Origin of the sequence: Streptococcus henryi DSM 19005 (assembly GCF_000376985.1) — a bacterium.
Lineage (GTDB): Bacteria > Bacillota > Bacilli > Lactobacillales > Streptococcaceae > Streptococcus > Streptococcus henryi.
Window position 1 is genome coordinate 15,456 of sequence record NZ_AQYA01000022.1, and the last position, 19,604, is coordinate 35,059.

A 19,604-nucleotide genomic window follows, 5' to 3' on the forward strand; every position below is an offset into this window, starting at 1 on the left:
AGGACATCAATTGTCAAAGAAAAGATTACATGAAATTGCTAAAGAACTTGGCAAGAGTAGCAAGGAAGTAGTTGCGCAAGCACAAGCATTAGGCCTTGCTGTGAAAAGCCATTCTTCTAGCGTAGAAGAATCTGATGCTAAACGTATCGTTGAGAGCTTCGGTTCACAAAATAAGGAAGGAAAAGCTGCTGCCCCAGTTAAAGAAGCTAAATCTACTCCAGTCAAAGTTGAAGTAGCTTCTAGTGCTGAGACAAAAGCAACTCCAGCTGCAGCCGCTGCTCCGATCAAAGAAACTGTGGCACCTAAACCAAAACCTCAAAGTCGTAACTTTAAGGCAGAGCGCGAAGCAAAAGCAAAAGCGGAAGCTGAACGACGTGCCAATAGTGGTGGTAATCGTAATAACGATCGTCGTAACGATAACCGACGTAATGATAACCGCAACCAAGGTCAGAATCGTTCAGATAACCGTCAAGGTGGAGGTCGTCAAGACAATCGTCAAGCAGGAAATCGTGATCGTAATTTCCAAGGTCAGAATCGTAACAATGATCGTCGTCAAGACAATCGTCGTAACGATAATCGAAACAATGAACGCCGTCAACAAACTGCTGCGCCAAAAATTGACTTCAAAGCACGTGCTGCAGCATTGAAGGCAGAGCAAAATGCAGAGTATTCACGCACTAGTGAGAGTCGTTTCCGTGAACAAGAAGAGGCAAAACAACGTGCAGCTCGTGAAGCACAGGCTGCTAGAGAGGCTGCACTTCAAGCTCAAGAAGCTGAACGTCAAGCTCAAGTAGAAGCGCAAGCTAAGAAGGAAGCAGCTAAAAAAGCTGCCCTTAAGCAGTCAGCTGCTCCTGTAAAAGCAGCCCCTGCTTCAATTCAAGAAGCACCAAAGGCACAAGATAATCGTCGTAAGAAACAAGGTCGCTCTGAAAAAACACGTGAATTTTCACGTGAATCTGAAGATGGACCTAAGCAAACAAGAAATAATAAGTGGAATAATCAAAACCAAGTGAGAAATCAAAGAAATAGTAACTGGAATAACAGCAAAAAGAACAAAAAAGGCAAGAATAATCGTCATGACACAGTAAAACCTGTCACTGAACGTAAATTCCATGAATTACCTAAAGAATTCGAATACACTGAAGGGATGACAGTTGCAGAAATCGCAAAACGTATTAAACGTGAGCCTGCTGAAATTGTTAAAAAACTCTTCATGATGGGAGTAATGGCAACTCAAAACCAATCATTGGATGGCGAGACAATCGAACTTCTTATGGTTGATTATGGTATTGAAGCTAAGAAGAAAGTCGAAGTGGACACAGCGGATATTGAACGTTTCTTTGGAGATGAAGAATATCTTAATCCTGAAAACATGGTTGAACGTGCGCCAGTTGTTACTATCATGGGACACGTTGACCATGGTAAAACAACCCTTCTTGATACACTTCGTAATTCACGTGTCGCAACAGGTGAAGCAGGTGGTATCACTCAGCATATCGGTGCCTACCAAATCGTTGAAAACGGTAAGAAAATTACTTTCTTGGATACACCTGGTCACGCGGCCTTTACCTCAATGCGTGCGCGTGGTGCCTCAATCACAGATATTACAATCTTGATTGTTGCTGCTGATGATGGTGTTATGCCACAAACAATTGAAGCCATTAACCACTCTAAAGCTGCAGGTGTTCCAATCATCGTTGCTATCAACAAGATTGATAAACCAGGTGCTAACCCAGAGCGTGTTATCGGTGAATTGGCTGAGCATGGTGTTATCTCAACTGCTTGGGGTGGAGACTCTGAGTTTGTAGAAATCTCAGCTAAATTTGGTCAAAACATTGAAGAATTGCTTGAAACAGTCCTCCTTGTAGCTGAAATGGAAGAGCTTAAAGCTGATCCAACAGTTCGTGCCATCGGTACAGTTATCGAGGCTCGTCTTGATAAAGGTAAAGGTGCGGTAGCCACCCTTCTTGTTCAGCAAGGTACCCTTCATGTTCAAGACCCAATCGTTGTTGGTAATACCTTCGGTCGTGTCCGTGCTATGACCAACGACCTCGGTCGTCGTGTTAAATCAGCGGAACCTTCAACGCCAGTATCTATCACTGGTTTGAATGAAGCACCAATGGCTGGTGATCACTTTGCCGTTTATGAAGATGAAAAAGCTGCGCGTGCAGCTGGTGAAGAACGTGCTAAACGAGCTCTTCTTAAACAACGTCAAGCGACACAGCGTGTTTCACTTGAAAACCTCTTTGACACTCTTAAAGCTGGTGAAGTGAAATCAGTTAACGTCATTATCAAAGCTGACGTACAAGGTTCTGTTGAAGCCTTGGCAGCATCACTTCTTAAGATTGATGTCGAAGGTGTTAAAGTAACGGTTGTTCACTCTGCTGTTGGTGCCATCAATGAATCTGATATTACCCTTGCAGAAGCTTCTAATGCCGTTGTAATCGGATTTAACGTCCGCCCTACGCCACAAGCGCGTGCTCAAGCAGATGCTGATGGTGTTGAAATTCGTCTTCACTCAATCATCTATAAGGTTATTGAAGAAGTTGAAGATGCCATGAAAGGTATGCTTGACCCAGAATTTGAAGAAAAAATCATCGGTGAAGCAATTATCCGTGAAACCTTCAAAGTTTCTAAAGTTGGAACAATCGGTGGATTCATGGTTATCAACGGTAAAATTACCCGTGATTCAAGTGCCCGTGTTATCCGTGACGGTGTTGTTATCTTCGACGGTAAATTGGCAAGCTTGAAACACTATAAAGACGACGTTAAAGAAGTCGGAAACGCCCAAGAAGGTGGTCTCATGATCGAAAACTTCAACGATCTTAAGGTTGATGATACTATTGAGGCTTACATCATGGAAGAAATCAAACGTAAGTAAGCATTGCGACTAAAGTCTCTAATGCTTACACACCAGCGGCTATGGCCGTCTGGTTATACGTTACACTAGCTTTTTCCTTTAAGTATTGTCGACTTAAAGGAAAAATCGTCGAAGCGAAAATAATGACTTTATTTCCTCTTACAAGATAAGCATTAATGACTTAAAAGCGAAATCGTTGAAGGGAAAATAGTTGTTCTCAGCTAGCTCTATTTTCCACTTTGAGAAATAAAAGCAAAAGCTAGGTCTTCTGGCCTAGCTTTTATTGAAAGAAAAAAATTAAAGAAAGGAATCTAGCCCGTCTGGGGAACTAGAAAAATGATAGACTCTTCCTCAAATAAGATTTTTGGATTGTCGCTTATTTTTCAGTCACTTTCTAGTCGGGTCTGGTATCATCATTATGGCAAACCATCGTATTGACCGTGTTGGTATGGAAATCAAACGTGAAGTCAACGAGATTTTACAAAAAAAAGTTCGTGATCCACGTGTTCAAGATGTAACTATTACTGATGTTCAAATGTTGGGTGATCTGTCTATGGCTAAGGTTTACTATACCATTCATTCTGAGTTGGCTTCTGACAATCAAAAAGCACAGCTTGGACTTGAAAAAGCTACAGGCACCATCAAACGTGAACTTGGTAAAAATCTGACTATCTACAAAATTCCAGATTTGACCTTCATCAAAGATGAATCCATCGAATACGGTAATAAAATTGACCAAATGCTCCGCGATTTGGAAAATAAGAATTAGTTTAAATGAGATCTGTCAATTTTGATAGGTCTTTTTTATGATACAATAAGATTATTTACAAGTGTTGAAGTTCTAGGAAGAGTAGGGAAAGTATATGGATTTAGAGAAACTATTTTTGTCTGACAACGAACTTATGGGAATTTTTAGGATAATAGCAGAGCTGGATTTGCAAGACTGCTGGTTAGCAGCTGGAACTCTGCGAAACTACATTTGGAATATCTTATCAGACCGTCCAGGACTAGAGGATGCCAGTGATTTGGACGTGGTCTTCTATGATCCCCGCATCTCCTATGAGCAAACTTTAGACATTCAAGAAAACCTTCAGCAAGTCTATCCAAAATATAAATGGGAAGTCAAAAATCAAGTTTACATGCACATCCATAGTCCAAATACTTTACCTTATCAATCAGCTAGGGATGCAATTGCAAAATACCCTGAACGTTGTACGGCTATTGCCGGACGTTTGAATAAAGAGAGATTTAGAACTTTTTCTTCCATATGGTACAGAAGACATAACAAATTTCATCCTAGCCCCAACTCCTCACTTTGCTGAAGATTTAGAACGCATGGAACTATATAAAAGCCGATTGACCAAGAAGAACTGGCTAAACAAGTAGCCTCAGCTAAGAGAAAATGATTTAAGATGAGCTGGTCTCATCTTTTTTTACATATTACTGTTGACAAATGTAAACAGAAACCTTATAATAAATCTACAAATGTAAACAAAAAAACAAAAAATAAAAAGGAGTTCTCATGTCAATTTCAAATGCGGAATGGGAAATCATGCGGGTTGTTTGGGCCAAGGGCAAGACGACCAGCAATGAAATTTTAGATATTCTTTCTCAAAAAACAGAATGGACCAGCTCGACTGTCAAGACTCTCTTACGTCGTCTGGTTGATAAGGGCTACTTAGCAACTGAAAAAGTTGGCAAATCATTTGTCTATTCTGCCCTTTTGACGGAGTCAGATAGCATCAATGTCCAAGCTGATGGGCTCTTTGCCAAATTCTGTCAGCGCAAGCATGTGGCTATTCTGGAACACCTTTTGGACCAGACCCTAATGACAGAAGAAGATATCAATAAGCTGCAGGCTCAGCTATTGTCCAAAAAAGAAAAGGCAGTGGAGCAAGTCCCATGTAACTGTACGCCAGGGCAATGCAACTGTCAAGAGCATGTCCATATTTTAGAGGAGGCGAGTGCCAATGGCAACTAAAGAAACTTTTGTGATTGACGGCATGACCTGTGCAGCCTGTGTGCTCAATGTGGAAAATGCGGTCAAAAAGTTAGATGGCATCGAGAGTGCGGTGGTCAATCTGACAACGGAAAAAATGACAGTAGATTACGACCCAACCTTGGTCGATGACGCCAAGATTGAAAAAGCTGTGGCAGATGCGGGTTATGGGGCTACAGTATTCGACCCTGAGACGGCCAAATCACAAGAGGAACGCGATGATGAGGCAACCAATCGCATGTGGCATAAGTTTCTCATGTCGGCTATTTTTTCGGTGCCCCTACTCTATATCTCTATGGGCTCTATGATGGGTATGTGGGTGCCGAATATGATCAGTCCTCATAGCTATCCCATGACTTTTACCCTTTTGCAGTTAGTTTTGACCCTGCCAGTCATGTATTTTGGGCGTCGTTTTTATGTCAATGGCTTCCGCTCGCTCTTCAAGGGTCATCCTAATATGGATTCCCTAGTGGCTATTGCTACGGCGGCAGCCTTTGTTTACAGCCTCTACAGTCTCTATCATGTCAGTCTGGGTCACGCCCACCATGTCCATGACCTTTATTTTGAGTCTGTGGCTGTTATTCTGACCTTGATTACTCTAGGAAAATACTTCGAGACCTTATCTAAGGGACGGACTTCTGACGCTATTAAGAAATTGATGACCCTATCAGCCAAGGAAGCCACCGTTATCCGTCATGGTCAGGAACTTTCTCTGCCCATTGAAGAAGTGGTGCTGGGGGATGTCATTATCGTTAAACCTGGGGAAAAAATCCCTGTGGATGGTGTGGTATTGTCTGGTCAGTCAGCCATTGATGAATCTATGCTGACAGGTGAGTCCATTCCTGTTGAAAAGCAAGTTGATGACAAGGTTTTTGGAGCCTCTATCAACGGACAGGGCTCCATCACCATGAGGGCCGAAAAAGTTGGCGATGAGACCTTATTAGCTCAAATCATCAAATTGGTTGAAGATGCCCAACAAACCAAGGCGCCTATTGCTAAGATTGCTGACCGAGTCTCAGGTGTCTTTGTGCCTGTGGTGATGGTCATTGCCCTTGTGACAGGTCTCTTCTGGTACTTTGTTATGGGTGAAAGCTTCATCTTTGCCATGCAGACTGCCATCGCCGTTTTGGTCATTGCCTGCCCTTGTGCCCTTGGGCTCGCTACACCGACGGCTATCATGGTCGGTACCGGTCGGGCTGCTGAAAACGGCATCCTCTTCAAACGCGGTGACACTCTTGAAAATGCCCCTCACCTGGACACCATCGTCTTTGATAAGACAGGAACTATCACCCAAGGCAAGCCTCAGGTCATTCATGTTTTTGCTTATGGCCCTGAAAATGAGCAGAGCTTATTAGCCCAAGTGGCTTCCATTGAGAAGTTATCAGAACACCCGCTCAGCCTAGCTATTGTTGAAAAAGCAGCTGCTGACCGACTTGACTTGCTGGCTATTGAGAATTTCACCTCTTTAACAGGTTTTGGACTGCAAGCGGACATTGCAGGGCAGACCATCTCAGTCGGTAATGACAAATTGATGCTGCAAAAAGAAGTCGATTTGACAGCCTCTCGGGAAGCGGTGCAGTCAGCGACAGCACTTGGACAGACTCCAATCTATGTTGCCCGCGGCAATGAGTTAATTGGCCTAATCACCGTAGCTGACCAGGTTAAGGAAGACAGTAAGCAGACTGTGGCTAAGTTACAAGAAAAAGGAATTGACGTGGTCATGTTGACAGGTGACAATGCCAAAACAGCGCAAGCCATTGCCCAACAAGTTGGCATCAAAAATGTCATCAGCCAAGTCCTGCCAGACCAGAAATCGCAAGCCATTCAGGACCTACAAAGTCAAGGTAAGATGGTAGGCATGGTCGGTGATGGTATCAACGATGCTCCTGCCCTGGCAACGGCAGATATCGGTATCGCAGTCGGTTCAGGGACGGATATCGCCATTGAGTCGGCGGACATTATCCTTATGAAGCCGAAGATTTCTGATGTCATCAAGGCCTTGACTATCAGCCGCTTGACCATTAGAATTATTAAGGAGAATCTCTTCTGGGCCTTTATCTACAATGTCCTGGCTATCCCAGTGGCAATGGGTGTCCTCTATCTCTTTGGCGGCCCCCTACTCAACCCTATGATTGCTGGCTTTGCCATGGGCTTCAGTTCAGTCTCAGTTGTGCTCAATGCATTGCGCTTAAAATATATTAAAATCAACTAATACTCTTCGAAAATCAAAATGATAGATCGTTAAGCCTTCTTGCCTACCATTAGGTATGTCTGCGTCGGCTTGCCTCCTCTAATTTTGATTTTCATTGAGTATAATAGTTACAAAAAGGAGTTAAACATGGAAAAAACTTATGAAATTACAGGGATGAAATGTGATGGCTGTGTCAAGACGGTCACTGAAAAATTATCTGCTGTACGCGGTGTGGAAAAGGTTGTTGTTGACTTGGAGAAAAAACAAGCAACGGTAACAGGAAAACCTTTCAAACTCTTCCTCAAACGTGCCCTTAAAGGTACTAAGTTTGAACTGGGCAAAGAAATATAACAGTCATTACTGAATATGAGAAGAAGTTAAGCAGGTCTTGGCTTCTTTTTTTCTAGCAAAAGTGCTACACTAGAGGGGTAACTGAATTTTGACAAAGGAGTAGTCATGATTAAATTAATTGCCATTGATATGGATGGGACCTTGCTTAATTCTGAAAAGAAAATTCCTGCTGAGAATATCAGAGCTATTCAAAAAGCAGCAGCATCAGGTATCAAGGTTGTACTTTGTACTGGCCGTCCAAAGTCTGGGATTCTTCCTTACTTTGAAGAACTTGGTCTATCTGAAGAAGAGTATATTATTATGAATAATGGTTGTACAGTCTATAATACAAAAGACTGGGACCTTATGAATTATGCACAAGTTAGCAATCAAGAGCTAGATAGACTTTACCAGGCTGTTGAAAACCATCCTGAAGTTTGTCTAACTTTAACGGGACAAAAAACCTATTTTGCAATCGCTGATGAAGTCCCTGAATTGGTTCAATATGATGCAGGGCTTGTTTTTGACACAGCCAAGGCCAGCAGTCTAGCAGCTGTTAAGGAAGGTTCAGAAATCATTTTTCAGGCTATGTTCATGGCAGAGCAGTCTAAATTAGATGCCTTCCAATCAGAACAAGAGGAACTTCTCGGACGAGACTTCAGTGTCGTGCGCAGCCAATCCTATATTTTTGAAGCCATGCCAAAAGGACATACCAAGGCAAGTGCCCTAAAAGAACTGACTGAAGAGCTGGGCTATTCACCAGAAAATGTCATGGCAATCGGAGATGCCGCTAATGACCTTGAAATGTTGGAATACTCCTATCACAGTGTTGCTATGGGAAATGCTAGCGCAGCTATCAAGGAGCGTTGCCGCTATGTAACTAGTAGTAATGATCAAGCAGGGGTAGCCAAAGCAATTTTAGATTATGCTTTAGCACATCTATAACAAGCCTTGTAATGCCTAAACTTGCAGACTTTTGTGATATAAAAAGGAACCGATAGAAACGGTTCCTTTTAAAATGGTAAAAGCGGTAAGTTAAGAGCTGCCAAATCTTCTTCTGAAATACGCATGTTATCCGCAACCCAATTGCGAAGAATAGAAATAATACCACTACTCCAAAAAGCATTACTATATGTTATAACATGTTTTTGTTTATAGCGTTGGTAGGCGGTGATACGTTTAGTGACAACACGGTTTAAAAGCTCCTCACAATGATTTTTAAAAATTAATGCAAGGACGTGAGCCTCTTTTCTAGCTTCCTTAAGTAAGTAGAGCCAAGCCTGATAGGTTTGCGTTTTTAGATCAAACTGTTTCAATCCTCGTCCTACTCTGCGTACAGTTTGTTTAAGCATGTCCTCTAGAATATCTTCTTTTGAATGGTAATTTCGATAAAAGGCATTACGTGATACCCCAGCCTTTTTGACTAATTCTGAAATAGTAATTTGAGACAGTTGCTTTGTCTCCATGAAGAATAGCAGAGCTGTTTCAATAGATTCCCGTGTCAGTGAGCGATTCTCCAGATTGAACTGGGTTAAATTTTTTAATGAATTAGCTGACACTTTTCTTTCAGTCATAACAAATCTCCCCCTCTTGTGACAACGGATGCTTTTTTCATATTTTTTAAAGCATTTAATGATATAATTTTAAGTGAAAAGGCTTTATTTGTCAAATAAAGTAAAAGTTAAGAGAAACTAATGAGGCTGTGAAGATACTCTCAGCCTGTTTAACTTGGACAAAAATTAAAAAGTGGATGATTTGAAGAGATTGGAGGCGTTTCATATGAAATGGAAAATTGTTGTAGACTCAGGATGCGATTTTAAAAAAAATGATAGCTTGTCAGAGGGGGTAGGTTTTCAGAGTGTACCATTAACCATTCAAATAGGCTCAGAAATCTTTGTTGATGATGAAGGTATTGATATTGATCAAATGATGGATACTATGTATGCCACAAAAACTTCAGCTGGTTCGAGTTGCCCAAGCCCGGATGCCTTTTTACAAGCTTATAAAGGTGCTGAGAATGTAATTGCGATGACAATCACTAGCGGTTTATCAGGAAGCCACAATAGTGCGCTAATTGCCAAAAATCTACTTTTAGAAGAAAATCCTGATGTTAATATTCATGTCATAGATTCTTTGTCAGCTGGTGGAGAAATGGATTTAATTGTTCTGGAATTGAATAGACTAATGGCTCAGGACATTAGTTTTGAGGAAGTGGTAGAAGCTATTACTGCCTATCAAGAAAGAACGAAGTTACTCTTTGTATTAGCCAAAGTTGATAACTTAGTAAAAAATGGCCGCCTTAATAAGTTAGTTGGTAAAGTTGTAGGTCTTCTGAACATTCGTATGGTTGGTCAAGCCAGTGATGAAGGAAAGCTTGAACTTTTACAAAAAGCTCGCGGTCAGAAAAAGGCCGTCATTGCTAGTTTTGATGAGATGGTGAAAGCTGGATATGCAGGTGGCCGTGTTCTGATTGCTCATGCTAAGAATGAAAAAATTTGTCAGCAGCTTACAGAAAAAATTCATAGTCAATTTCCAGAGGCTGAGGTTATTTATCAAGAAACTTCAGGTTTATGTAGTTTCTACGCAGAAGATGAGGGTATCCTATTGGGATATGAAATTGGAATCTAAAAAATAAGAAATCCCTTTGTTAGGAGTCAGATGATTCTTAACAAAGGGATTTTTTTTAATTGAGTTTATTTGTTTTATATTTTCTAATTGCTATTAATGTTGTCAATGTGATGACGATATCCATTATAAGAGCAGGGTAAGCTTTGATTGTCCAGTCATAAAAAGACCATAGAATCATATTCTCAACAATAATCCAGCGCAGCCATTTTACTTTATCAGTCAAAAAGGTTGCTAAAGTGTAGGAGATAGAAGAAATAATGGGAAGAAAACCTATAAGGCCAAGATTATTGAAATAGCTACCAAAACTAATCTGTAAAAAGACGAGAATTAATGTTGACCAGAGAGAATCCCATTTTTTTATCATCAAGAAATTCCTAATGATAGAGACGCTTATCGTAATCGCTCCTGTATAGCCACCTAATAGGATATTAGCTACTAGAGTAAATAGATAATCAGTGATTTGCCAAGTTAGCATTCGTTTTTTTGTCTTAGCAAAAGATGAAAGAGCTAGGCAGACAGCACCAAAAGCCGAGAAAATAAGTCCAATTGACATTATTGTTCAGGTTGAGAAACGTAATTCTCAGTGTAGCTGTAATCAGAGTATGCTTCAGTTGAATAGTAGCTTGATTGAGCGGCAATAGCGTCTGAAACAGCATCAATTCGACTTTGAAGTTCAGCTTTTTTAGTAGCATTACTTACTTTTTCGATAGCAGCAGTTGCATTAGCAACGTTTTCGCTAGTTTGATCTTCTTCAGCAACTTTAACAGCTTCTTCAGCTTCAGTTTGATTTGTTACTTCACTAGCTAATGAGTCGAGCTTTGCTTGTAATTCATCAACAACAGCCTGGTCTTCAACAAGAGCTAAGGCAGTGGTAGCCATAACGAGATTTTCTTGGTTAGGTGCAGCCTCTAACTTTGCGATAGCAGCTTTTGCTTTAGTGATATGTTCATCTTCACCTTTGGAAGAATCACTTGTAGCATTTTGAACAGTCTTAATATTATTTGTTACTGGTTTTGATGTGTCTCCGAAGAGGAAGTAAATACCTGCTGCAAAAATCAGCGTCAAAATACTCAGGATGAGATAAACAATCTCACTTTTAGATGTTTTCATACAAAATTCCTTTCAGATTGAAAAATTCCAATATCACCATTATAGCTTTGATTCCCTAATATTTCAAGGTTTTTGGGCATTTTTTATAGTGTTTTAATGATTTTTATGGCAAGATTAGTGAGCCTTTGTCTTCTATTAAGTAAAAAAGTTACTTTGAAGTGTAAAATTAATGATCTTAGCTATTTTTAAATCAAATAGGCTGGGAAAAGCTCCCAACCTCGCATAGTTCGTAGTAACATCCAAACGCAGTAGCCTAGTGTGTTTTAGTTCGTCGTTACAGGACTTATAAAATTCTACAAGGCTTTGTAAGGGTGGGAGTGAAAGAGGCTGGGGATAGACTCTTTCAGCCTGAGCCTAGAAATGAGGACGTGAGGGGAACTCTTTTGTTAAGATACAAAGCCGTTAACCGACACAAGGAAAAATAGGAAACGCAACGACGACGCTTGCGTCTAGGCGTCGTTTATACCTAAAGGTATCCACACCTGTAATCAGCTGAAGCTGAAACAGTTGCGTATTTTTTTGCACAGTGTCGTAGGCGAGTTCAATTCTGCTTGTCGAGTTCTATCCCACTCCCTAAATGCTAGTAATCTTTTTTGCTAGTTGTGTTAGAAGATAAAAAAGATTAGCTTCACTTAGTAATAGAAGCTAATCTTATGTCAACGTTTAGGTTTATTCCTGCGGTTCTTCAGCTGTTGCAGTTGAAGTGCCATCATCAATTGGAGTTGAAGTATCACTATTTGATGGCTGAGGTGTTTCAATTGGATCTTGACTAGAAGGTTGTGGAGTTGTGGCAGGCTCATCACTTGGTGTTGGTTTAGTCGGTGTTGGACTTGGAGTCTGACTAGGTGTTGAGTTAGGCGTTTGACTCTGAGTTGGAGCTTGAGTTTCTGTATTTGGAGTAGAATACTCGTACGTTGGTGTATCCTGAACATCTGAAGACGAATCTGAAGATTCTTGCAACATAGCAGCGGCAGCGGCTTGAGCAATTGCTTCTAATTGTTCACGAATGACATCAATTCTAGCTTGTAATTTACTACGCTTATTTTCATTGCCAACTTTATTAACAGCCTCTTGTGCAGCTGAAAGTTTTTCATCATTTTGCTCGTCTTCAAGTGACTTAACAGCTTTCTCGGCATCCTCTTGTGCTTTCTTTTCAGCTTTTTCTTTGGCGAGCTCAATTTTAACAGCATCAAGACGTTTTACTAGATCATCTTTTTTTGTTGAATCTGGAAGTTTTTTTAATAATTCTTCAATGTTAGCAATACTTTCATCATTAGGTGCACTTTCAAGACTAGTTAGGAGACTTTGGATCTTGGCTACATCGTCTTGAGTTTTCTCCTGTTTGTTATCTATTAGGGAAGGACTTACTTTTGTTTTACTTTCGTGGTTGAAGAAGACAATTGCTGCAAATACAATGAGTATAAGACTGGCAAAAAGTGCTACAAGTTCTTTCTTTTCAAGTTTCATAAATTTCTCCTAAAGTTTTTTTCTATTATAACATAATTTTAATTAAGTAATAAAAAGTATGCCTTTTCACCTAAAAAAAATATCTTGTCTGATTAGAAAAAAAGATTACAATGGAAATGTATACATCGTCTTTGTACGACTGGAAAAGGAGAAAATTTGTGTCCGTAAATTGGCAAGAAATTGCATTTGGTTTTTTTGGAGGCCTAGGTCTCTTTCTCTTTAGTATCAAATATATGGGTGATGGTCTCCAACAAGCAGCCGGTGATCGTTTACGATACTATATTGACAAATACACCAGTAATCCGTTTTTAGGAATTCTGGTAGGTTTGGCGATGTCAGCCTTGATACAATCAAGTTCAGGTGTAACTGTCATTACTGTTGGTCTAGTTTCGGCTGGTCTTTTAACCCTGAGGCAGGCTATCGGTATTGTTATGGGAGCAAACATTGGGACTACAGTCACATCATTCCTGATTGGTTTTAATCTAGGCGACTATGCTCTTCCAATGATTTTCTTAGGTGCAGCTTTGCTATTTTTTACTAGCAATCGACAGCTGAACAATATTGGGCGCATTATCTTTGGTGTAGGCGGAATTTTCTTCTCCTTGAGTGTCATGAGTGATGCTATGGAGCCACTTAAATCAGTTCCAGCCTTTCAAGAATATTTAGCAACTCTAGGTGATAAACCAATTATGGGAGTTTTGATTGGTACTGGTTTAACTATGCTCATCCAATCTTCAGCAGCTATTATCGGTATTGTTCAGGGGCTACATGCTAGCGACTTGCTTGACTTGCAAGGTTCAATCCCAATTTTGCTAGGATCTAACATTGGAACTTGTATTACTGCGGTGTTTGCAGCAATCGGTGCAAATGTCTCTGCAAAACGTGTTGCTGGTGCTCATGTACTCTTTAATGTTATTGGAACTGTCATTTTTATGATTTTCCTAGTACCATTTACTGCTCTTATTCATTGGATGCAAGGTGTTTGGAATCTGTCTCCTGCCATGTCAGTTGCATTTGCTCATGGTGCTTTCAACATTACTAATACTATTTTACTTTTCCCATTCATCGGGGCCTTGGCTCTTCTTGTCACTAAGCTTATTCCTGGTGAGGACGAAGTTCTTAAATACGAGCCTCTTTACCTTGATCGCTTGGTCTTGAAACAAGCGCCAGCTATTGCCCTAGGGAATGCAAAGAAAGAGCTTATACATTTGGGAGCTTATGCTACACAGACATTTGAGGCGGCCTTCTCATTTATTGAAACCAGTAATGAAAAGTATGCTGATAAGGCTGAAAAGTATGAACATGCTGTTAACACAATTGATGAAGAGTTAACCAAATACTTAATCGAGTTGTCAGGAGAAACCTTGACTCAACATGAAAGTACAGTACTTTCAAGTATTTTAGATTCATCACGTGATTTGGAACGTATTGGTGACCATGGTGTGAATCTTGTTCGTTTGATGGAGCATAATATTTCAAAAGATATTACCTTCTCTGCGGCAGCTGTCAAGGAATTAGATAAACTCTATCATATGACACATAGCATGATTTTAGATGCATTGAAGGCAGTAGCTTACGATGAAAGAGATTTGGCTGAAGAATTGGTAGATCGTCATAAAGAGATTGCACGCTTTGAACGTCAAATTCGTAAGCGTCACATTGAACGTATGAATAGTGGAGAATGTACACCACTGGCGGGGATTAATTTTATTGATTTAATTACGCCATGTACTCGTATCTCTGATCATGCAATGAACCTAGCTGAAAAAGTTATTGAGAAACAAATCTAATAAAAATACTAAACGGTAGTTTGCATAACTGCCGTTTTTTTTATAATCACAAGAAGGACTTCGCTTATTACTTGACAAATAGTTTACTTAGCAGTAAGATGATGGTATCAAAAATTGTGTTGCTTATATAGAACAATAATTTATATTTATAAAAACTTTTAGATATAACGATTTTTGACTATATAATTAACATAGAAGTTGCAATTTTTATGTGTGATCTAAAATTATATTTGAGATTACAAATAGAAAAAGTCGGTTAAAGGAGAAAGACAATGATTAAATTCGATCATGTTTCGAAAATTTATGGGGAAAAAGAAGCTCTAAGTGATTTGAATTTATCTATCAATGATGGAGAAATTTTCGGACTTATTGGGCATAATGGTGCTGGAAAGACAACAACAATTAGTGTCTTGACTTCTATTATAGAAGCTAGCTATGGAAATGTTTATGTTGATGATTTGTTACTTTCTGAGCATCGCGATGATATCAAGAAAAAAATCGGATATGTTCCAGATTCACCCGATATCTTCCTTAATCTGACAGCAAACGAATACTGGCATTTTTTGGCAAAAATCTATGGTGTTGATTCAGAAATTGCACAGCAAAGAATTACAGAACTAAGTCAGTTATTTGATTTAACTTCGCAAGTGAACGACATGATTGATAGTTTTTCACATGGCATGCGTCAAAAAGTTATTGTCATTGGGGCACTCATTTCCAATCCTGATATTTGGGTTCTGGATGAACCACTCACTGGTCTGGATCCTCAAGCATCATTTGATTTGAAAGAGATGATGAAGGAACATGCGAAATCAGGTAAGACCGTTATCTTTTCTACACATGTACTGCAGGTTGCGGAACAGCTCTGTGATAGAATTGGCATTTTAAAGCAAGGAAAGCTCATTTTTGTTGGAACCTTAGAAGATCTTAAATCAAATCACCCAGATAAAGATTTGGAAACAATCTATTTGGAAATGGCTGGAAGAAATGCACAAGAAGTGGGGTGATTTGAATGAATTGGAAAACAATTTGGGAATTAACGAAAATAAATATTTTATACTCCAATCCACAAACTTTGACAGCGCTCAAGAAGAAGCAAAAACGTAATCCAAAAAAGAAATTTTCAGCTTACAAGAGTATGATTCAGCAACAGCTTTTGTTGATTGTTTTATTTACAGTTATTTATTTATCTATGTTCATTGGAATGGACTTTAGCCATTATCCAGGTTTCTTCTCTTTCTATGTTGCAACTTTCTTCATCATGGCAACTATATCAGCTTTTACGTCTATGTATACAATATTTTATGAGAGTGGCGACGTTAAGCTCTATGTCCATCTTCCTATCAAACCTTCGGAACTCTATGTTGCAAAAATTATCTCATCTTTGGGAATGGGTTCAGTATTTCTCATGCCTCTACTCTCTCTCTTTTTCATTGCATATTGGCAAATAGTTGGGATTGTTTTAGCTATTCCTATAACCCTTGTTCTTTTTTTGGTTCTATTGATGTCTTCGATGGTTATCTCCCTTTATCTGAACAGTCTCATTGGGCGAATTATAGTTAGAAGCCAACGACGCAAATTGATTTCAACTGCCTTAATGTTTGTTTCAACCTTTGGAGCAATAGGACTAATCTTATACTTAAATATGACTAATCAAAGTCGTCTTATGGAAGAGGGGAACCTATTAGATCGAGTAGCAATTCCGTATTTTAGAGGTTACTATGACATCGTTCAAGAGCCTGTTGGTATAAGTTCTTTAGTCAATTTTTGGTTACCTTTACTCTTCATCATTGCTTTAATAATAGGAATTGTTAAGTATGTGATGCCTCATTATTACCACGAAGTGATCTATGTTAATACCAAAACACAGTCAAGTAAGAAGAAGGTTGTCAGAGATTTTAAAGAGACATCCCTGAATAAAATTTTAATCAGACATCATCTCTCCACTTTACAAAATGCAACCTTGCTAACACAAACTTATCTTATGCCCTTGGTTTACGCTGTTATTTTCATAACACCAAGCCTGGCTAATGATTCAGATTTATCAAAAATCATTACCGCTGATTATTTCGGTTCTGCCTTGCTTGTTGGCATAGTACTGGGAAGTATGTGTAGTATGCCTTCTTCTTTTTTGGGAGTTGGACTTTCTTTGGAAAAAGATAACTTTGTCTCCTTTAAAGCTTTGCCATTGAACTTTAAATATTTCTTGAAACAAAAATTTGTAATCTTATTCCTATTACAAGCATGCATACCCGTTCTTGTATATGGATGTTTAGGCTTCTTTATCTTGAAACTATCTCCAATCATAGTAATCGCATTTCTACTTGGTTTGGTCCTAATGACAAGTATTCAAGGCCAATTCATGTACCGTCGTGATTACAAACTATTAGATTTGAAATGGCAAGACATTACCCAACTCTTTTCTCGGGGTGGTGGTCAATGGACTATGTTTGGCTTGATGATGGGAAACTTAATTGGCGGAGTTAGTCTAGTTGTTTTAGCTCTAGTTGCTAGTTTTGCTACTGGAAATCCATTTGCAGTCAGCAGTGCAGTAACAATATTTATTATAGTTTTGGCTTTAATTTCACAACTAGTTCTCAACAAAGTTTTCTGGAAGAAAATTAGCTGACTTTTACCACAGAATGCCGTGCATAAGCATGGCTTTTATAGTATAATCATACTTATGAAAAGAAATTTCGAAAATGTAAAACGTCTAGTAATTAAAATTGGGACGAGCTCACTTGTCCTCCCGAATGGAAAAATTAACTTATCTAAGATTGACCAGCTTGCCTTTGTTATATCAAGTTTGATGAATATAGGAAAAGAAGTGATTCTAGTTTCTTCTGGTGCCATGGGATTTGGCTTAGATTTGTTAGGCTTAAAAAAACGCCCTGCTGAGATTTCACAACAACAGGCAGTATCTAGTGTCGGGCAAGTTGCCATGATGAGTCTCTATTCACAAATTTTTTCCCATTATCAAACAAATGTATCACAAATTCTCCTGACGCGTGATGTAGTTGAATATCCAGAAAGTTTAGCAAATGTTACTAATGCTTTTGAAACACTGCTTTCAATGGGCATTGTGCCAATCGTTAATGAAAATGATGCTGTTAGTGTCGACGAAATGGATCATGCGACAAAATTTGGTGATAATGATAGCCTATCTGCTCTTGTAGCAGGTATTACTAAAGCAGATTTGTTAATTATGCTTTCTGATATCGATGGTCTATTTGATAAAAATCCAACAATTTATGATGACGCTGTCCTTCGACGCTATGTACCAGAAATAACTGAAGAAATAATTCAGTCAGCCGGTGGAGCAGGAAGTCGTTTTGGAACGGGCGGAATGCTCAGTAAAATCAAGAGTGCCCAAATGGTTTTTGATAATAATGGGCAAATGATATTAATGAATGGTGCTAATCCGAGGGATATCTTAAGAGTTCTTGACGGAGCCATGATAGGAACTTGGTTTGCTCAAGAAAAATAATTAATTGATTTTAAAAGACTAGCTAACTAAAAAAGATCTAACATAGTTACGACGCATATCTATAATAATGAGGATGATTGCAAGTATATTTATAGAAGAATTATCAGTATTTCTCAAAATTCCCACCTACGGAGGTTGCTAAAATGACATATATTGAAAACTTAGGAAAAAATGCTCAAAAAGCCAGCAAGAGTTTGGTGAAATTAGGCACAGCAGAAAAAAACAAGGTGCTTTTGCAGGTAACCAAAGATTTAGTAGCAAAGACCCAAGAAATCTTAGAAGAAAATGCTAAGGATGTCAATCTAGCTAAGGAACATGGGATTTCAGATATCATGGTTGACAGATTGCGTCTGGATGCAAATAGAATCGAGGGTATCGCAGAAGGAGTCCGTCAGGTTGCGGATTTGCAGGATCCAATCGGTCAAGTTGTGCGTGGCTATACTAATTTAGACGGCCTTAAAATTGTCCAAAAGCGCGTGCCATTAGGGGTTATTGCTATGATTTTTGAAAGCCGTCCAAACGTTTCAGTGGATGCTTTTAGTCTAGCTTTCAAAACAAGCAACGCCATCATCCTGCGTGGTGGTCGAGATGCAATCAATTCTAACAAGGCCCTTATTGGAATTGTTCGTCAAACCTTGACCAATGCTGGAATAGACCCAAATGTTGTTCAATTGGTAGAAGATACCAGTCATGCTGTCGCCGAAGACTTGATGCAGGCAGTTGACTATGTTGATGTCCTCATTCCTCGTGGAGGCGCACGACTCATCCAGACAGTCAAAGAAAAATCCAAAGTTCCGGTCATTGAGACAGGTGTTGGGAATTGTCATATCTACGTTGACGCCTCAGCGGATTTAGACATGGCTACTAAAATTGTTATTAATGCCAAGACTCAGCGTCCTAGTGTATGTAATGCTGCGGAATCATTAGTGGTACATAAGGACATAGCAGAGCTTTTCTTACCACAATTGGAAGAATCCTTAGATCAAGTACAGCCAGTTGAGTTTCGTGCAGATAAGACTGCGCAAGCCATTTTCAAAAAATCAGTACCAGCAAGCCCAGAAGATTATGCAACAGAATTCCAAGATTATATTCTCTCAGTTAAAGTAGTAGAGAATCTTGAGCAAGCTATCGATTGGATTAACCAATACACAACCCATCACTCAGAAGCTATTGTTACAAAAGATATCAGCAGTGCTGAACGCTTCCAAGATGAAATAGATGCCTCAGCAGTCTATGTCAATGCCTCTACCCGATTTACTGATGGTTTTGTATTTGGACTTGGTGCAGAAATTGGAATTTCAACACAAAAAATGCATGCTCGAGGCCCAATGGGACTAGAAGCACTTACCTCAACAAAATTCTATATAAATGGAACAGGTCAAATAAGAGAATAAAAACTAAAACAATGGAGTACTAAGTCAGTGCTCTATTGTTTTTTTAATAAGATTAACGGGCGGTAATTGAAAACAACTGAAAAAGAAATTGAAAACTTTCAAAAAATATTTCAAATCTGTTGACATGAAACTCTGACTTTGGTATACTAAGTAAGTTGTCAAAAGCCAGACGGTTAAGAGAGTTGAGCAAAAAAAATCTCACAAAGTTCTTGACAGAGCGTTTAGGATTTGATAGAATAATAAAGCTGTCAAACGAGAGCGGTAAAGCATTTGTCAAAACTTTTTTTAAAAAAAGAGTTGACAAACTTGCTAGAGTTTGATAGACTATAGAAGTTGTCTTAAAGAAGA

General features: G+C 39.2%; 17 protein-coding genes and 1 pseudogene. 13 read left to right on the forward strand and 5 right to left on the reverse strand.

Features of this window, described 5'->3' with window-relative positions; all coding sequences use genetic code 11:
- The first annotated feature begins 10 nt into the window (after positions 1–10).
- From infB to F601_RS0101780, 7 genes and pseudogenes are all read left to right on the forward strand, one after another.
- Positions 11–2,881 carry a translation initiation factor IF-2 gene (infB, locus tag F601_RS0101750; protein ID WP_018163953.1) on the forward strand — a complete coding sequence of 957 codons (2,871 nt, stop codon included), beginning with the start codon at positions 11–13 and terminating at the stop codon, positions 2,879–2,881.
- Between the two features lie 397 nt (positions 2,882–3,278).
- On the forward strand, positions 3,279–3,629 hold the full coding sequence (gene rbfA / locus F601_RS0101755) for a 30S ribosome-binding factor RbfA (protein ID WP_018163954.1): 351 nt from the start codon (positions 3,279–3,281) through the stop codon (positions 3,627–3,629).
- 94 nt (positions 3,630–3,723) lie between these two features.
- Positions 3,724–4,246, forward strand: a pseudogene (locus tag F601_RS12155) (nucleotidyltransferase family protein).
- 136 nt (positions 4,247–4,382) lie between these two features.
- Positions 4,383–4,841, forward strand: coding sequence for a CopY/TcrY family copper transport repressor (locus tag F601_RS0101765; RefSeq protein ID WP_018163955.1), 459 nt, complete (start codon positions 4,383–4,385; stop codon positions 4,839–4,841).
- Complete coding sequence (locus F601_RS0101770; RefSeq protein WP_018163956.1) at positions 4,831–7,071, forward strand: heavy metal translocating P-type ATPase; 2,241 nt, start codon at positions 4,831–4,833, stop codon at positions 7,069–7,071. The genes F601_RS0101765 and F601_RS0101770 overlap by 11 nt, the downstream gene beginning before the upstream one ends.
- Positions 7,072–7,197: 126 nt before the next feature.
- Positions 7,198–7,401, forward strand: coding sequence for a heavy-metal-associated domain-containing protein (locus F601_RS0101775; protein ID WP_018163957.1), 204 nt, complete (start codon positions 7,198–7,200; stop codon positions 7,399–7,401).
- Between the two features lie 105 nt (positions 7,402–7,506).
- A complete protein-coding gene (locus F601_RS0101780; protein ID WP_018163958.1) occupies positions 7,507–8,325 on the forward strand; it encodes a Cof-type HAD-IIB family hydrolase in 819 nt (272 codons plus the stop codon).
- Positions 8,326–8,393: 68 nt separating this feature from the next.
- Here F601_RS0101780 and F601_RS0101785 read toward each other — a convergent pair whose 3' ends face one another.
- The gene (locus tag F601_RS0101785) at positions 8,394–8,954 is read right to left on the reverse strand and encodes a TetR/AcrR family transcriptional regulator (protein ID WP_018163959.1); all 561 of its coding nucleotides are present in this window, start codon (positions 8,952–8,954) and stop codon (positions 8,394–8,396) included.
- A 205-nt stretch (positions 8,955–9,159) separates the two neighbouring features.
- On the opposite strand from F601_RS0101785, the gene F601_RS0101790 reads away from it, so the two are divergent.
- Entirely contained in the window at positions 9,160–10,008 is an 849-nt protein-coding gene (locus F601_RS0101790; protein WP_018163960.1) for a DegV family protein, read from the forward strand.
- A gap of 55 nt (positions 10,009–10,063) precedes the next feature.
- On the opposite strand, the gene F601_RS0101795 is transcribed toward F601_RS0101790, so the two are convergent.
- The 3 genes from F601_RS0101795 to F601_RS0101805 form a co-directional block, all read right to left on the reverse strand.
- Complete coding sequence (locus F601_RS0101795; protein WP_018163961.1) at positions 10,064–10,561, reverse strand: YgjV family protein; 498 nt, start codon at positions 10,559–10,561, stop codon at positions 10,064–10,066.
- Positions 10,561–11,118: a hypothetical protein gene (locus F601_RS0101800; RefSeq protein WP_018163962.1), complete on the reverse strand. Its 558-nt coding sequence runs from the start codon at positions 11,116–11,118 to the stop codon at positions 10,561–10,563. Before F601_RS0101800 ends, F601_RS0101795 begins: the two co-directional genes overlap by 1 nt.
- A 669-nt stretch (positions 11,119–11,787) precedes the next feature.
- Positions 11,788–12,585, reverse strand: coding sequence for a hypothetical protein (locus F601_RS0101805; RefSeq protein ID WP_018163963.1), 798 nt, complete (start codon positions 12,583–12,585; stop codon positions 11,788–11,790).
- A gap of 158 nt (positions 12,586–12,743) precedes the next feature.
- Between F601_RS0101805 and F601_RS0101810 the strand changes: the two genes are divergently transcribed.
- From F601_RS0101810 to F601_RS0101830, 5 genes are all read left to right on the forward strand, one after another.
- The gene (locus F601_RS0101810) at positions 12,744–14,375 is read left to right on the forward strand and encodes a Na/Pi cotransporter family protein (protein WP_018163964.1); all 1,632 of its coding nucleotides are present in this window, start codon (positions 12,744–12,746) and stop codon (positions 14,373–14,375) included.
- A gap of 272 nt (positions 14,376–14,647) precedes the next feature.
- On the forward strand, positions 14,648–15,382 hold the full coding sequence (locus tag F601_RS0101815; RefSeq protein ID WP_018163965.1) for an ABC transporter ATP-binding protein: 735 nt from the start codon (positions 14,648–14,650) through the stop codon (positions 15,380–15,382).
- A gap of 5 nt (positions 15,383–15,387) precedes the next feature.
- Entirely contained in the window at positions 15,388–17,004 is a 1,617-nt protein-coding gene (locus tag F601_RS0101820; RefSeq protein ID WP_018163966.1) for a hypothetical protein, read from the forward strand.
- Between the two features lie 54 nt (positions 17,005–17,058).
- On the forward strand, positions 17,059–17,862 hold the full coding sequence (gene proB / locus F601_RS0101825) for a glutamate 5-kinase (protein WP_026183065.1): 804 nt from the start codon (positions 17,059–17,061) through the stop codon (positions 17,860–17,862).
- 143 nt (positions 17,863–18,005) lie between these two features.
- Complete coding sequence (locus F601_RS0101830; protein ID WP_018163968.1) at positions 18,006–19,256, forward strand: glutamate-5-semialdehyde dehydrogenase; 1,251 nt, start codon at positions 18,006–18,008, stop codon at positions 19,254–19,256.
- 52 nt (positions 19,257–19,308) lie between these two features.
- Here the strand turns inward: F601_RS0101830 and F601_RS13365 are convergent.
- The coding region (locus F601_RS13365; protein WP_211205905.1) for a hypothetical protein at positions 19,309–19,604 on the reverse strand (296 nt) is incomplete at its 5' end.

Coding starts and splice junctions, on each gene's coding strand:
- F601_RS0101820 (WP_018163966.1), top strand. CDS start 15,388: ATGAATTGGAAAACAATTTGGGAATTAACGAAAATAAATATTTTATAC.
- F601_RS0101775 (WP_018163957.1), top strand. CDS start 7,198: ATGGAAAAAACTTATGAAATTACAGGGATGAAATGTGATGGCTGTGTC.
- F601_RS0101770 (WP_018163956.1), top strand. CDS start 4,831: ATGGCAACTAAAGAAACTTTTGTGATTGACGGCATGACCTGTGCAGCC.
- rbfA (WP_018163954.1), top strand. CDS start 3,279: ATGGCAAACCATCGTATTGACCGTGTTGGTATGGAAATCAAACGTGAA.
- F601_RS0101780 (WP_018163958.1), top strand. CDS start 7,507: ATGATTAAATTAATTGCCATTGATATGGATGGGACCTTGCTTAATTCT.
- F601_RS0101800 (WP_018163962.1), bottom strand. CDS start 11,118: ATGAAAACATCTAAAAGTGAGATTGTTTATCTCATCCTGAGTATTTTG.
- proB (WP_026183065.1), top strand. CDS start 17,059: ATGAAAAGAAATTTCGAAAATGTAAAACGTCTAGTAATTAAAATTGGG.
- F601_RS0101805 (WP_018163963.1), bottom strand. CDS start 12,585: ATGAAACTTGAAAAGAAAGAACTTGTAGCACTTTTTGCCAGTCTTATA.
- F601_RS0101790 (WP_018163960.1), top strand. CDS start 9,160: ATGAAATGGAAAATTGTTGTAGACTCAGGATGCGATTTTAAAAAAAAT.
- F601_RS0101765 (WP_018163955.1), top strand. CDS start 4,383: ATGTCAATTTCAAATGCGGAATGGGAAATCATGCGGGTTGTTTGGGCC.
- F601_RS0101815 (WP_018163965.1), top strand. CDS start 14,648: ATGATTAAATTCGATCATGTTTCGAAAATTTATGGGGAAAAAGAAGCT.
- F601_RS0101785 (WP_018163959.1), bottom strand. CDS start 8,954: ATGACTGAAAGAAAAGTGTCAGCTAATTCATTAAAAAATTTAACCCAG.
- F601_RS0101830 (WP_018163968.1), top strand. CDS start 18,006: ATGACATATATTGAAAACTTAGGAAAAAATGCTCAAAAAGCCAGCAAG.
- F601_RS0101795 (WP_018163961.1), bottom strand. CDS start 10,561: ATGTCAATTGGACTTATTTTCTCGGCTTTTGGTGCTGTCTGCCTAGCT.